This is a genomic window from Actinoplanes utahensis (assembly GCF_016862455.1).
In the GTDB taxonomy this organism is placed as follows: Bacteria; Actinomycetota; Actinomycetes; order Mycobacteriales; family Micromonosporaceae; genus Actinoplanes; species Actinoplanes utahensis.
Genome location: NZ_BOMZ01000047.1, coordinates 69,297 through 83,479, shown reverse-complemented (window position 1 = coordinate 83,479; position 14,183 = coordinate 69,297). Strand labels below are relative to the sequence as shown.

Sequence of the window (14,183 nt, the reverse complement as noted above, 5' to 3'; positions counted from 1 at the left end):
CATGGAGAACGTCCACGAGCGCGTGCTCGCAGCCCCGGCCGCCGAGGTCGGCCGCCTGCTCGACCGTCTGGCCTCCGCCGACGATCCCCTGTGGCCCAGTCCCACCTGGGCACCGGTCCGTTTCGACCGCCCGCTCGGTGTCGGCGCCGACGGCGGACACGACAGCATCCGCTACCACGTCACCGCCTACCGGCCCGGCCGTCTCGTGGAGTGCACCTTCGACCCACGCATCGGCCTGATCGGTTCGCACACCTTCGAGGTCGTCGACCACGGTCCCGGCGCGTGCCTCGTTCGACACCGGATCTCGGCCCGCCTCCACGGCGCGATGCGGTTCCTCTGGCCGGCGATCGTCCGGTCCTGCCACGACGCCGTGCTGGAGCACCTGCTGGACAACGCCGAACGGGCCGCGACCGGCACCGTCGCCCGCCCGTTCCGTTACCCGCTCCGCGCCCGCCTCGCCGTCGCCCTCAGCAACGGCCGGGTCCGTTCCGTCCCGGTCCCGTCCCGCGCGGCCCTGCTGCACGCCGCCCTCCCCCACCCGGACCTGGCCGACGCCTTCTCGGTCCACGTCCCGCCCGGCACCAGCACCGACCCGCAGGAGTGGGCCGACCGCGTCTTCCGCGATCCGCCCGCCGTGGTCATCGCCCTGCTGCGCCTGCGCAACGCCCTGGTGGCCCCGTTCGGCATCGAGCGCGGCGACCATTCCGCCTTCGACACGATCGACCGCGACGGCCCCGAACTGGTCCTCGGCACCGACGCCGGCCACCTCGACTTCCGCGCCGGCATCCTGGTCGCCCCCGGCCCCGACGGCACCACCGTGACCGTCTCCACCCACGCCACCGCCCGCTCCCGCACCGGCCGCGCCTATCTCGCCCTGGTCCGCCTGGCCCACCCCACCATCGTCAAAGCGATGCTGCGGCGCGCCGCCCGCCGCGCCACCTCCCCCACCACAACCGCCACGCCCGCCCGTATCCCGACCCTCGCAGCCGAGAGCCCGTTCTCGACGACCGCCCCGGCCCTCACGGAGCCAGCCGCCTCCATCGCCCCCGGGGCGACACCCTGACCGACGACCGCCCGTCCCGCCGCCGGGCCCTGCTCACCGCTCGCCTCGGAGGGCCACGGTTCTCTTCCAGCGCGTCGTCAACGCCGCCCTTACCGGCAACGGAACGCTTCCACCACCGAGCGGCCGCAGGGACGGCAAACGGGTCGTTTCCGCTGCCGAGCCCCCGTAGGGACGGCAACCGCGAAGAAGACCCGAACAGCACCGATGCCAGCCAGAGCAGCGCAGCCGCGACAAGAACCGAGGCATCACATCCGCGAAGGCATCCGTGGCGGCGCCGCACGACAAGAACCGAACCAGCGCAACAGCGAGGACTGTCCGTGCAGCGACGGACCTTGTCCGGCTGGCTCTCAGCGCTGTCTCCCGCTCCTGGAGAGAGCAGCGACAACCAGCCGGGGCTTTCCGGTTGGTCACCGGTGTTTGCACCGGACCGATGCGCGCCGCACCAGCTGTCTCCCGCGCGGTTGAGACAGCCATCCGTGTCCTTGGGACACCCCTGCCGTGCGTGAAAGTCGGCCGCTGGGCCCGGTTGACATAACGTCTCCGACCAAGGCATCAGCTGCGGTGATGGCCAACTTTCGAGTCGGCAGTGAGAGCCAGCCGGTGTTCCGGGCTGATCACCACTGCTGTCTCACCGGCTTCGAGACAGCGCTGACCCTGCTGGCCGATCGCTTGCCCGCCGGTTGTCGATCTTGGAAGGTTGTGGTGAACCGGTTCGCCGGAAACTCACTAGATCTCGCGCGTAAGGGTGGAAAGGGTGAATCCGTCGCGGGCGGACGGGTCTTCGTCCGCTGGGTTGGATCCGGTGAGCGCGTGGTGGCACGGACAGCGCAATCTCCACGATCGACAAACGAGTGGCGAATCGGCGAGCAGGGTCAGCACTGGTGACCAGCCGGAAGCGATCGGTGCCGGGCTCGCCAGCTTCAGGACAGACAGCCCCAACGGGGAGGAATCCGAGGCGACGCGATGCTGGGGACGATCGGTGGCAGCAACTCGGACTAAATTGCGCGGCCGACCCGCGGCCGACCCGCGGCCGTGGCCGAAGCCACGGCGGTGGCGGCGATATGCGACCGGCGAACCCCGGCTGGGGTCAGGACAGCATGTGGGCGAACTCCTCCGGGGCGATCACGGGGATGCCGAGCTGGGCCGCCTTCTTCGCCTTGGCGGTCGTGGTCTCGGCTGTCACCAGGGCTGTCGTCTTCGCCGACACGCTGCTGCTGGCGGAGCCGCCGAGGGCTTCGATCCGCTCGCTGACCGTCGTCCGCGTGTAACCCGGCACCGACCCGGACACCACGTAGGTCTGGCCGGCGAGCGGTTTCGCGCCGCCGTCGTCGACGACTTCCATGGTGAGGCCGTAACCGGCCAGCCGGTCGATGACATCACTCATCGCGACGAGGCCGTCGACCACGTGCTGTGCCTTGATCAGACCCATCTTGTCGATCTCGGCGATCTCCTCGACGGTGGCGGCGCGCAGCGCGGTCATCGACTTGAACCGGGCCGCCAGCCAGCGCCCGACGCTGCGGCCGGTCATCCGGATGCCGAGGCCGGTGACGACCCGGTTGAACGGCTGCTGCTTGCTCGCCTCCAACCCGGCGATGATCCGCTCGGCGTTGGACCGGCCGAGCATCACGGTGCCACCGGCAGTGGTCTTGCCGACCGGCAACTCGGCGATGTCGTCGACGGTCAGCGCGTAGAGGTCGGCGACGTTGCGGGCCAGCCCGGCCTCGATCACCGCGTCACAGAACGAGTCGCCGGCCCCGTCCACGTCGAGCGCCTCCCGGCTGCACCAATAAGCGAGGGCATTGGCGGCGGCGCACGAGGCGGTGTGACAGCGCCACAGCAGGCTCGACTTGTCCCACGGCTCGCCGCACTGCGGGCACACCTCGGGCGCCACCCACGGGGTCAGGCCGTGTGGCTGCTCGCCGATCGGTGAGGTGACGCGGGGAATCACGTCGCCGGCCCGCCACACCGCCACGGTCTGCCCGATGGCCAGGCCCTGCTCGGCGACCCACTGCGGGTTGTGCAGGGTGGCCTTGGTGACGGTGGTGCCGCTGACATGGACCGGGTCGATGACGGCGCGCAGGCTGATCCGCCCGGTGCGGCCGACCCGCACCTCGATGTCGCGCAGCACGGTCGACGCGGTGTCCGGCGGGTATTTGAAGGCGACCGCCCAGTACGGCGTGCGGCTGGCCAGCCCGAGCCGCCGCCGGGTGGCCTCCGCGTCGGCCTTGATGACCGCGCCGTCGATCGGGAACACCAGGGTGGAGCGGCGGGCGCCGATCAGGTCGATCGCGGCGGTCACCTGCTCGGCGGTGAAGCATTCGCCGGCGACCTCGGGGATCAGGCGGCACGCTGCCGGGAAGCCGAGCTCCTCGGCCCGGTCCATCCGGGCGAGATGGGTGCCCGACGCGTCGACGCCGTCGCCGACGATCTCGTAGGTCGCGAACGTCATCGGCGCCGCATAGGCCCGGTCGATGCTGCGGATCGCCCCGGCGACGGCACCGCGCGAGTTGACGAACGCCTTGCCGCCGGCGGCGACCCGGTTGGCGCTGGCGGCCTCGAAGTCCTCGACGGTCATGTAGACCTCGCCGCGCACCTCACCGGTCCAGGGCGTGGCCAGCTCGGAGGGCAGCCCGGCGACACCCCGCCGCACCTGGGCGGTGACATCCTCACCGGTGGTGCCGTCACCGCGCAGCGCGGCCAGCACGAGCCGGCCGTCGACATATTCCGCGCGGATGGCGAGGCCGTCGAGTTTCACCTCGACCAGGCAGGCGTCGCCACCGAGGGTGGCGACGAACGCCGCCACCTCCTCCGGCGTCTTGATCTTGTCGAGGGAGAGCATCGCGGTGGGGTGCCGGACGTCGCCACCGGCGGAGGCCCCCGCGGCCACCGCGGTGGTGACACCCTGGTCGTCCCACTCCGGGCGGGCCGCGATCGACGCGGCGATCCGGTCGGCGAGCGCGTCGTAATCGGCATCGGTCATGACCGCGTCGCCGGTGTCGTAATACGCCGTGGCGGCATGCCGCGCGCGCTGCACCGCCTCGTCGAACGCGGTGCGGTCGGCGAAAACGGAGACGTCGATTTCCGGTGAACGATTGACCATGCCGAGAGGGTACGGCGAGGGTCCGACAAAATTCGGCGCATCCGCTACCAGGTACACCCACCGGGAAACCGGCACCGCCACGTCCTCGATCAGTTCAGCGACAGCACGGCTATTTCCCTACTGCGAAGATCGCCACAACCTTGAACGGCTCCGCCACAGCGCGGCCACTTCCCTACCGCGAGGACCGCCACAACCTCGAACGGCTCGGCCACAGCGCGGCCACTTCCCTACCGCGAGGACCGCCACAACCTCGAACGGCTCGGCCACAGCGCGGCCACTTCCCTACCGCGAGGACCGCCACAACCTCGAACGGCTCGGCCACAGCCCGGCCACTTCCCTACCGCGAGGACCACCACAACCTCGAACGGCTCGGCCACTTCCCTACCGCGAGGACCGCCACAACCTCGAGGGGGTCCGGATAGTTCGGCGACAGCACGACCGCTTCGCCCCTTCCTAACTGAAGACCGCCACGACCCCAACGGGTCCAGACGGCTCGGGGACAGGACGGCCACCTCCCTACCGCGAAGACCGCCACGACCCCGACAGGCCCGGACGACTCGGCGACAGCACGGGCAGGCCACTTCTCTGCCTCGGAGACGGATCGGGGTGACCGTGCGGGGCATGCATGAGTGGCACCGGGGGACGATCGCGAGGGGACGCCTGCCGCGGCCGCGGGAGTCACGGGACCTGCGTGGCCCGTACCGGAGAAGGGTTTTGCAGGAACTCCTCGATGCGGCGAAGATGGTTCGGGCGGAGGCCGCGGCTCTCGTTGGGGGCGATCAGCAGCGCCAGGCCGTCCGTCTCCCAGGACGACGACTGTGCGGCATGGTGGTCGACTTCGACGTCGTCGGTCCAGATCAGGCGGCGACCGGATTCGATCACCCGTTGCGCGGCTGCCCACTTGGCCACGCAGGCGGCTTCGGTGGTGACCGGCTCGGTGAAGGCACGGGGCAACGACGGCAGCCCGAGCCGATTCTCCAGCGCCGCCGCATCGCTGCACCAGGTGGTGCACCAGGTCACGTCGACCGTCCCGGAGCCATGCAGTCGCCGGATCGCCGCGATCAGCTTGGGCTCGTAGCGGATGCGGTACGAGTACTGATCAGCTTTGGAATAGACCAGCACGCTGCGTGGCGGGGCCGACCAGCCGGCACGGGACCCGTTGAGAACCCCGTCGACGTCGAGCAGCCAGACCGGCGGTGACGGGTCGATCACGGCGCCTCCAGCGGTTTCTCCGGACCGGCCACATAGTAGGCGGCGCCCGCCGCGGGGATCGGCGGCCGTCACCGAATGCAGGCCCGGCCGGCGACGTGTTGCCGAACCCCTCGGCGGCGCGGATCGGGGCGCGGCAGGAGTGCGGAGCTGGGCCGCGTGGTAGGAGCGCGGCGCTGGGTCGCGTGGCAGGAGCGCGGAACTGGGTCGCGTGGCAGCAACGCGGAACTGGGTCGCGTGGCAGGAGCGCGGCACCCGGCCGGATGTGACGCGGAAACGCGTGACGTGCATCCCCCGCTAAAACGAACGATCGTTCTTGACAAACGCCCACGGCTGCGCGCACGCTTAAAAACGAACAATCGTTCTCTTTAAGGAGTTCCCATGACCAGCGACAAGCCGTCACCCTGGCCGCAGGTCGCCGCCGTGGTCGGGCTGCTCAGCGTCATCATCAGCGTGCTGCTCACCGCCTTCGCCTGGCCGGCCGTGCGGTCCTCGGTGCACGACATCCCGATCGCGGTCGCCGGCCCCGCCCCGGCCGTCCAGCAGGTCACCGCCGCCCTCGAGCAGCGCGTGCCAGGCGGCTTCGAGATCACCGCCGTCGCCGACACCGCGGCCGCCGAGCAGTTGATCCGCGACCGTGCGGTCTACGGCGCGATCGACCTCTCCACCGGCGCCCCGCAGGTGATCACCGCCTCCGCCGCCAGCGCCCCGGTGACCCAGACCCTGACCGCTCTCGGCGCCGCCCTCGGCCAGGGCGGTGAGCAGGGCGGAAAGGCGGTCCGGGACCTCGTCGCCCTGCCGTCCGACGACCCTCGCGGCGCGGGCCTGGCCGCCGGCGCGCTCCCCCTGGTGCTCGGTGGCATCCTGGCCGCCGCCCTGCTCACCGCCCGGCTCCGCGGCATCGGCCGCAAGGTCGTCGCCGCGTGCGCGTTCGCGGTCACCGGTGGCCTGGCGATGGCGGCGATCCTGCAGTTCTGGCTGGGCTCGCTGAACGGCGACTATCTTGCCAACGCCGGAGCGATCGCGCTGAGCATCGGCGCCACCGCCCTGACCCTGCTCGGCCTGGAGTCCCTGCTCGGCGCCGCCGGCCTCGGTCTCGGCGCGGCCCTGATGATGCTGGTCGGCAACCCGCTGTCCGGCGTCTCCACCGCGCCGGAGATGCTGCCCGGCTGGTCCGGCGTGCTCGGCGGGTTCCTGCCGCCGGGTGCGGGCGGTTCGCTGCTGCGCTCGACCGCCTTCTTCGACGGCGCCGGCGCCACCCAGCCGGTCATCGTCCTGCTCTGCTGGCTCGCCGTCGGCGCGCTGCTCTGCCTGGCAGCGGGCCTGCGTGCCCGTCGCCGCCCGCTTCCGGCACCGGCCGGGGCGGCTGCCCGCGAGTCCACCCCGGCGACCGTCTGATCGCCGCCGCGCCACGAAACGCCGTCTACCCCACGCAAAACTCACCAAGAGCCGTCCTTCACTCACGAGAACCATGAAAACCGAAATCGACGAAGAAACTACGAAAAGAGGCCGCCCCATCGGGGCGGCCTCTTCGCGCGGCGGGTCCGGGCGGCCCTCTTCGCGCGCCGAGTTGAAACGCGGCACCGCTTGACGGGTGTGTGAAGTGCGGCGCTATGCGGCGGTCAGCGTTTCAGGGCGGCGCGGGCAGCGGGGGCGTGCACGACGGAGAAGTGCGGGTTGATCCGCAGAGCTGTCTCCAGATCCGCGCGGGCGTCCGCGTCCCTGCCGAGATCGAACAGGATCATGCCGCGGTGGTAGTGCGTCAGCGGGTTGCGGGTGCCCAGCGCGAGCGCTTGATCGGCGTACCGCAGGGCTTCCTCCGGGCGGCCGGCGGCCCGTAACGCCCAGCCCATCGCGTCGGCACCGCCGATGCCGGGCTGACGGTCGTAGAGGCGGCGGGCGGCGTCCAGGGCACCCGGATCGCGGTAGTCGGCGGCGAACAGCACCGGGTCCGCTTCCGGCGGGTGGCCACCCTCGGTTTCCGCCGCCCAGGCCTGCCGTGCCCGGGTGTACTCGCGGTCCGCTTCGGCCCGCTGCCCGGCGGCGGCGAGCAGATCACCGAGTTCGGCGACGTACGCCGGTTCCGGCACGGCGGCGAGAACGGCCCGGAACTCGCCGGCCGCACCGGTCAGGTCACCGCGTGCCGCACGTACCCGGGCCAGTCCCACCCGCAGCGGCGGGTGGCCCGGCACCAGCCGCAGTCCTTCGGCGAAATGCCGCTCCGCGGTGTCCGGGTCGCCGGCGCCGAGGGCGAGCTGGCCGAGCTGCAGCCGGGCGAACGCGCTGTCGGCGGGAAGGTACGAGGCGTCCAGGGCTCGCCCCATCGCCTCGGTCGCCCGCGAGGTCTCCCCGCGCAGTTCCCAGGCGTACGAGGCGCGGCTGTACGAGGCGGCGTCCGGTTTCAGGTCCACCATTTTCTGGACGGTGGCGAAGGCCTCGTCGTACCGGCCCAGTTCGGTGAGGGCATCGGCGACGACACCGAGCGCGGCCGCCCGGTACGGGTCCACCTCGAGCGCGGCCCGCCCGTGCTTCAGCGCTTCGGGGAAGTCGTGGTGGGCGCCGGCGAGCGCGCCGAGTCCGGTGAGCGCTGTCGCGTTGTTCTCCGGGCGGATCGCCAGGGACCGGTCGAGCGCCTGCCGCGCCAGCTGATGGTCGGCGGGGTCTCCGGTGGTCCGGGCCCGCTGGATGTACGCCATGCCGAGCTGTGCCCAGGTCGTCCAGTCGTCCGGCAGCCGCTGGAGCCGCTGCTGGGCCAGCACGATCGGATCGGTCTCCCGGACGGGGCCGGAACTCGCCGGGGAGCGTTCGCCCCTCGGGATGAGCAGCGCTCCGGCCAGGACCACCAGGGCGAGCCCGAGCACCGGAACAGCGATGAGCACGACTACGCGACGCATGCGGCCTCCTTGATACGCGGATGTCGTCGAGGGAGGGATTCGCACGCCGGAGCCGCGTGGATGACGCGATGTCACCAAGCCGACTCGACTCATCCAGGTCTCCGCGGCCCGCGAACGAGAGGCGACCGGAAACGAGAAGGGAGAGCCGAGTGCTTCGACATTCACGACGTAGGACGGCGTTCGGGGCGGTGGCGGCCATCGCCGCCGCGGCCTGCGTGGCGTCGCTGGCCCCGATGGTCAGCCAGGCGTCCAGTCACCGGGAGGCTCCGCTGGTCGCCGGCGAGCCGCAGCTGGACAACACCGACGTGTACGCGTTCGTCAGCCCCGACGCGCCGGACACCGTCACGATGATCGCCAACTGGGTGCCGTTCGAGGAGCCCAACGGCGGTCCGAACTTCTACCCGTTCGCCAACGACGCCGCCTACGACATCAACATCGACAACGACGGTGACGCCCGCGCCGACCTGATCTACCGGTGGACGTTCACCGACAGCTACCGCAGCAAGAACACGTTCCTCTACAACACCGGCGTGGTGACCTCGCTCGACGACCCGGATCTGAACTTCCGGCAGACCTACAAGCTGGAGGCGATCACCGCGTCCGGAACCACCACGCTGATCAGCAACGGCAAGGTGGCGCCGTCCCGGGTCGGCAACGCGTCGATGCCGAACTACCAGCAGCTGGCGGACTCGGCGATCACGCCGGTGCCGGGTGGCGGCAAGACCTTCGCCGGGCAGGGCGACGACCCGTTCTTCCTGGACCTGCGGATCTTCGACCTGCTGTACGGCGGGGACTTCTCCGAGGTCGGGCAGGACACCGTACGCGGTTACAACACCAACACCCTGGCGATCCAGGTGCCCAAGAGCGTGCTGGCGCTCAAGGGTGACGCCGTCCGCAACCCGGTGGCCGGCATCTGGTCCACCACGTCCCGGCAGCGCATCGAGGTCGTGGACACGCTGAACGACCGGAACCGGTACGGCGGCTGGCAGCAGGTGTCCCGGCTGGGCATGCCGCTGGTGAACGAGGTGGTCGTCCCGGTCGGCCGCAAGGACGAGTTCAACGCGACCGCGCCGCGCAACGACGCCAGGTTCGCGCCGTTCGTCGCCAACCCGGAGGTGCCCCGCCTGGTCCAGCAGATCTACAAGATCCCGGCGCCGGCCACGCCCCGTCAGGACCTGGTCGAGGTGTTCCTGACCGGGCTGTGCAAGGCGTGCGGGCCGGTCGCGGTGGACCTGAACTCGCAGCGGCTGAACAAGGACGCCGACCCGGCCGCGTTCATGCCGAGCGAGCAGCTGCGGCTGAACATGTCCATCCCGCCGGCGGCGAAACCGAACCGTCTCGGTGTGCTCGGCGGCGACAACGCCGGGTTCCCGAACGGCCGGCGGCTCACCGACGACGTCACCGACGTCACCCTGCGGGTGGCCGAGGGCGTGCTGCTGCCGAACCATCCGGCGGCGGTCGACGGCCTGGGCGACGCGGTCGACGCCAACGCGGTGGCGTTCCGGGGCGCGTTCCCGTACCTGGCGCTGCCCAACGTGGTCGCCGTGAACCAGAACTGACCGGACTACCCGGTGGCGCCGCGCCCGCGGCGCCACCGGAAAGGAGCGCATCGTGAAGCGTCCCATCATCCTGGCGGCCGGACTGACCACCGCGGCCGCTCTCGTCACCGCCGGTCTGGTGCTGACGCGGCAGCCCACGCCGCCGCGGCCGGCACAGCCGCCGCTGGTGCTGCCCGCCGTCGACCGGTTCGCGCCGGGCGCCTGCCGCGACGCCGCCGATGCGGTGCTCTCGCTGGCCCGGCTCACCCACGGCCGTGAGGTCACCGAGCTCTCGGCGGCGGACCGGGCGGAGCTGCGCCGTGTTCAGGACCGGCTGGCGATGATCGCCCCGGGAGCCGACGAGGGCGTCGCCGAGCAGGTGAATGCCGTGATCGTCACGGTGGGGTACCTCCGCCTGCGGCTGGACAGCCGGACCGCCGAACCGCGGTATCTGACCGAGGTGGAGACGGCGCGTTCTCTCCTGGAGAAGACATGTGTCAGCGCCTAGGGTGAGGGGGTCCCGGTGGGGGTGAGCGCCTTGTCCCAGCAGCGTTCCACCAGCACAGTCAGTGACGATGCGCGGCTGCGCGACCGGCTCGTCTTCGGCGATGAGAGCGCATTCACGGAGATGTACGAACAGTTCGAGTCGCTCGTCTACTCGATCGCCGCCCGGGTCGCCCGGGACCGGCGGGCCGCCGAGGACATCACCCAGGAGGTGTTCCTGGCGATCTGGCAGCGACCGCTCGTCTTCGACCCGGCCAAGGGCAGCCTGCGCGCCTGGCTGGCGATGATGGCCCACCGGCGCGCGGTCGACCTGGTGCGGCGGGAGGAGTCGCAGCGCCGGACGGCGCTGGACGGACGGCTCTACACCGGGTCGCTGAACCACGGTGATCCGGTCGCCGACCAGGTCACCGACGCCGACACGGCCCAGCGACTGAGTACGGCGTTGCAGTCTCTGCCGGAGCACTTGAGCCGCCCGATCGCCCTGGCCTACCTGGAGGGCCGCACCTACCGGGAGGTCGCCGCCGAACTGGGCCTGCCGGAGGGCACCGCGAAATCCCACCTGCGCGAGGGCCTGCGCCGATTAGCCGCGACGATGCATGCCGGCCAGATCGACGGTGAGGAGGAGAAATGACCGACACGGACAGCCACGAGACGGTCGTCCCACTCATCGGGGCATGGGCATTGGATGCCTGCTCGCCCGCGGAGGACGCGTTCGTCGAGGCCCATCTGGCCGCCTGCCCCTCCTGCGCGAGGCTGGCACGCCGGCTGCGGGAGGCCGCCGCCGGCATCGTCGACACGCGGCTGCGGCCACCGCCCGGCGGGCTGGACCGGCTGCGGGCGACGGTCCACCGTTCCCGTCGGCCGGTGACGCCGACGGCACCGTTCGCGGCGCCGTACGCCGCTCAGGTCGCCGCTCTTGATCTCTTGTTGTCGCAGCTCACCGGGGAGGAGTGGAGCCGGGTCGCCGCGTACGGCGAACTGACCGTCCACGACCTGGTCGCGCATCTGGGCGCCACCGACGGACTGGTCTCGGCCGGGATCGGGCTGCCGGTCGACCCGCCGGCCGTGCCTGGTCAGCGGCTGGCCGCGCGGACCGCCGCGGTGCTGCGCGTGGAGCGGGCCCGCTCGCCCGAGGAGACCCGGCGGGCCTGGCGCGCGCAGGCCGACGAGTTGTGCCGCGCGCTGGTGGGACAATCGTCGCCGGGCACCGCGACGGTCCTGATGGGCCGGCCGTTCCCGCTGGTGGACGCGGTGCTGGCGCGGGCCTTCGAGACCTGGATTCACACCGAGGACATCGCCGCCGCGACCGGGCGCCCGATCGTGGTTCCGCTGCCCGAGCACATCCATCCGATGACGGACTTCGCCGTCCGGGTGCTGCCGGCCGTCATCTCCCGGCACATCGCGCCGCCGCACGACCGGCTGATCCGCCTTCATCTGACCGGCCCGGGCGGCGGCATCTGGACGGTTCCGCTCGACCTGGCGGCCGTCGTGCCGGCCACCGCCCGCCCGGCCGCCGAGGTGACCGTCGACCTGGTGGAGTTCTGCCGGATGGCCGCGGACCGGCAGGATCCGGCCCGGGTGACCGCCCGGTTCGCGGGCGACACCGCCCTGGCACGCGACTTCCTGAACGCCCTGCCGTCGATGGCGACCGTGCCCTGAGACACCGCCGCCGCACGCACAGGCGATGACGGCCCTGTCATCCCGACAGCCGTTGCCGCGCTGCAGAGACGATGGCGATCGTGCCGTACGCGGCTGCCACCGGGCCGCAGGGCATCGAGGAACGCCTCTTGAACGTCAATGACGGGAGCCACACCGGGCTCCACCAGGGGACGGGCAACCTCCATTGAATGGTTCAAAAATGATCATCCCCCTCCCGGCCATGCCATGTGCTCCCAGGTTTCTGAAACGATCCAGAATTTACCGCGGCGAAACCGTTGACGACTTCGTCACATCGATGCAGACTCCGTGGAAAGCGCTTTCCTCCTGCTGCATCCAACACCTCCGGGCAGCCGCCGAGGCGAGCGCTTCGTTCTAGCTCGTCGATGCGAAGGAGGAGCATGTGAGCGCCATCGGCGAACTCCAGCGCCTCAGTGCCGCCAAGGGCAGTCCCCCGCGCAAGAGGGACAACAAGGCCGCCTTCCTGTTCCTGCTCCCCTGGTTCGCCGGGCTGGTGCTGATCACCGCCGGGCCGGTGGCGGCGTCGCTGCTGCTCGGTTTCACGGACTACAACCTGCTCCAGCCGCCCGAGTTCAACGGCCTGGAGAACTGGACCCGCATGCTCGGCGACGAGCGGCTGCACCAGTCGCTCCTCGTCACCTTCAAGTACGTGCTGATCTCCGTGCCGCTCCAGCTCGCGGCGGCGCTGGGCCTGGCCATGCTGCTGGACCGCGGTCTGCGCGGCCTGTCGTTCTACCGTTCGGCGTTCTACCTGCCGAGCCTGCTCGGCTCCAGTGTGGCGATCGCGGTGCTGTGGCGGCAGATCTTCGGCGCGGAGGGCCTGCTCAACCAGCTGCTGGACCTGTTCGGCATCCAGGGCCGGGGCTGGATCTCCGATCCGGACACCGCACTGTCCACGCTGATCGTGCTGAACGTGTGGACCTTCGGCGCCCCGATGGTGATCTTCCTGGCCGGTCTGCGGCAGATCCCGGCGATGTACTACGAGGCGGCGTCGGTGGACGGGGCGGGCAGGTTCACCCAGTTCCGCAAGATCACGCTGCCGCTGCTGTCGCCGATCATCTTCTTCAACCTGGTGTTGCAGATCATCCACGCGTTCCAGTCGTTCACGCAGGCCTTCGTGGTCTCGGCCGGCACCGGCGGACCGTCCGACTCGACGCTGTTCTACACGCTCTACCTCTATCAGCGGGGCTTCAACAACTTCGACATGGGGTACGCCTCCGCGCTCGCGTGGCTGCTCCTGCTGATCATCGCCGCCTTCACCGCGGTGAACTTCTGGGCCGCCAAGAAGTGGGTTTTCTACGATGACTGATCTCAAGGAACGCGTCGTGCCGATCGACACGACGGGCGACGCGCCGCCGCGCTGGACGGTGCCGCAGCCGGTTCGTGACGCCGGCAAGCACCTCGGCCTGGTCGTCCTGGCCATCGTGATGCTCTACCCGGTGATCTGGATGGTGGTCAGCTCGCTGCGGCCGAGCAGTGAGATCTTCCGCTCCCCTGGCCTGGTCCTGGACAGCTTCGAGGCGCGGAACTACAGCGACGGCTGGGACGCGCTGTCCTCGCCGTTCGGGCACTTCCTGACGAACTCGGCGATCGTGGTGCTCGGCTGCATCATCGGCAACCTGGTCTCCTGCTCGATGGCGGCGTACGCCTTCGCCCGCCTCGAGTTCACCGCCAAGAAGCTGTGGTTCGGCCTGATGCTCGGCACCATCATGCTGCCGATCCACGTGATCATCGTGCCGCAGTACATCATGTTCTCGAACCTCGGCTGGGTGAACACGTTCCTGCCGCTGATCGTGCCGAAACTCCTGGCCACCGACGCGTTCTTCGTGTTCCTGATGGTCCAGTTCATCCGCGGCCTGCCGAAGGAGCTCGACGAGGCGGCCCGGATCGACGGGGCCGGCCACCCGCGAATCTTCCTGCGGGTGATCCTGCCGCTGATGCTGCCGGCCCTGGCCACCACCACGATCTTCACGTTCATCTGGACCTGGAACGACTTCTTCAGCCAGCTGATCTACCTGACCGACCCCGAGATGTACACCGTTCCGGTCGCCCTGCGCTCCTTCGTGGACGCCACCGTGGCGACGAGCTGGGGATCCATGTTCGCGATGAGCGTGGTCTCCCTGCTGCCGATCTTCCTCGCCTTCCTCATCGGCCAGCGGTACCTGGTCAAGGGCATCGCCACCACCGGCATCAAATGA

At 70.6% G+C, this 14,183-nt stretch carries 11 protein-coding genes; 8 read left to right on the top strand and 3 right to left on the bottom strand.

What is annotated here, in order from left to right:
• Position 1: 1 nt before the first annotated feature.
• Complete coding sequence (locus Aut01nite_RS44330; RefSeq protein ID WP_063958718.1) at positions 2-1,063, top strand: DUF2867 domain-containing protein; 1,062 nt, start codon at positions 2-4, stop codon at positions 1,061-1,063.
• Positions 1,064-2,150: 1,087 nt separating this feature from the next.
• On the opposite strand, the gene ligA is transcribed toward Aut01nite_RS44330, so the two are convergent.
• Together ligA and Aut01nite_RS17850 are read right to left on the bottom strand one after the other, a co-directional pair.
• The gene (gene ligA / locus Aut01nite_RS17855) at positions 2,151-4,163 is read right to left on the bottom strand and encodes an NAD-dependent DNA ligase LigA (protein WP_052163302.1); all 2,013 of its coding nucleotides are present in this window, start codon (positions 4,161-4,163) and stop codon (positions 2,151-2,153) included.
• 678 nt (positions 4,164-4,841) lie between these two features.
• Complete coding sequence (locus Aut01nite_RS17850; protein ID WP_052163301.1) at positions 4,842-5,375, bottom strand: hypothetical protein; 534 nt, start codon at positions 5,373-5,375, stop codon at positions 4,842-4,844.
• A 378-nt stretch (positions 5,376-5,753) separates the two neighbouring features.
• Between Aut01nite_RS17850 and Aut01nite_RS17845 the strand changes: the two genes are divergently transcribed.
• Positions 5,754-6,770: a hypothetical protein gene (locus Aut01nite_RS17845; RefSeq protein WP_052163300.1), complete on the top strand. Its 1,017-nt coding sequence runs from the start codon at positions 5,754-5,756 to the stop codon at positions 6,768-6,770.
• Positions 6,771-6,994: 224 nt separating this feature from the next.
• Here the strand turns inward: Aut01nite_RS17845 and Aut01nite_RS17840 are convergent, their stop codons facing one another.
• Positions 6,995-8,266, bottom strand: a complete 1,272-nt coding sequence (locus Aut01nite_RS17840; protein WP_063958717.1) for a tetratricopeptide repeat protein — start codon at positions 8,264-8,266, stop codon at positions 6,995-6,997.
• Between the two features lie 149 nt (positions 8,267-8,415).
• Here Aut01nite_RS17840 and Aut01nite_RS17835 point away from each other — a divergent pair, with 149 nt between their 5' ends.
• The 6 genes from Aut01nite_RS17835 (at position 8,416) to Aut01nite_RS17810 (ending at position 14,183) form a co-directional block, all read left to right on the top strand.
• The gene (locus tag Aut01nite_RS17835; RefSeq protein ID WP_236642557.1) at positions 8,416-9,825 is read left to right on the top strand and encodes a DUF4331 domain-containing protein; all 1,410 of its coding nucleotides are present in this window, start codon (positions 8,416-8,418) and stop codon (positions 9,823-9,825) included.
• 52 nt (positions 9,826-9,877) lie between these two features.
• Positions 9,878-10,312, top strand: a complete 435-nt coding sequence (locus tag Aut01nite_RS17830; RefSeq protein ID WP_043523197.1) for a hypothetical protein — start codon at positions 9,878-9,880, stop codon at positions 10,310-10,312.
• Between the two features lie 30 nt (positions 10,313-10,342).
• Complete coding sequence (locus Aut01nite_RS17825) at positions 10,343-10,939, top strand: sigma-70 family RNA polymerase sigma factor (protein ID WP_063958723.1); 597 nt, start codon at positions 10,343-10,345, stop codon at positions 10,937-10,939.
• On the top strand, positions 10,936-11,967 hold the full coding sequence (locus Aut01nite_RS17820; RefSeq protein ID WP_043523196.1) for a maleylpyruvate isomerase family mycothiol-dependent enzyme: 1,032 nt from the start codon (positions 10,936-10,938) through the stop codon (positions 11,965-11,967). Before Aut01nite_RS17825 ends, Aut01nite_RS17820 begins: the two co-directional genes overlap by 4 nt.
• A gap of 400 nt (positions 11,968-12,367) precedes the next feature.
• Entirely contained in the window at positions 12,368-13,294 is a 927-nt protein-coding gene (locus tag Aut01nite_RS17815) for a carbohydrate ABC transporter permease (RefSeq protein WP_043523195.1), read from the top strand.
• Positions 13,287-14,183: a carbohydrate ABC transporter permease gene (locus Aut01nite_RS17810; protein ID WP_083998547.1), complete on the top strand. Its 897-nt coding sequence runs from the start codon at positions 13,287-13,289 to the stop codon at positions 14,181-14,183. Before Aut01nite_RS17815 ends, Aut01nite_RS17810 begins: the two co-directional genes overlap by 8 nt.

Excerpts from the sequence above, each read along its gene's own strand:
- Aut01nite_RS17820 (WP_043523196.1), top strand. The coding sequence starts at position 10,936 with ATGACCGACACGGACAGCCACGAGACGGTCGTCCCACTCATCGGGGCA.
- ligA (WP_052163302.1), bottom strand. The coding sequence starts at position 4,163 with ATGGTCAATCGTTCACCGGAAATCGACGTCTCCGTTTTCGCCGACCGC.
- Aut01nite_RS17840 (WP_063958717.1), bottom strand. The coding sequence starts at position 8,266 with ATGCGTCGCGTAGTCGTGCTCATCGCTGTTCCGGTGCTCGGGCTCGCC.
- Aut01nite_RS17810 (WP_083998547.1), top strand. The coding sequence starts at position 13,287 with ATGACTGATCTCAAGGAACGCGTCGTGCCGATCGACACGACGGGCGAC.
- Aut01nite_RS44330 (WP_063958718.1), top strand. The coding sequence starts at position 2 with ATGGAGAACGTCCACGAGCGCGTGCTCGCAGCCCCGGCCGCCGAGGTC.
- Aut01nite_RS17845 (WP_052163300.1), top strand. The coding sequence starts at position 5,754 with ATGACCAGCGACAAGCCGTCACCCTGGCCGCAGGTCGCCGCCGTGGTC.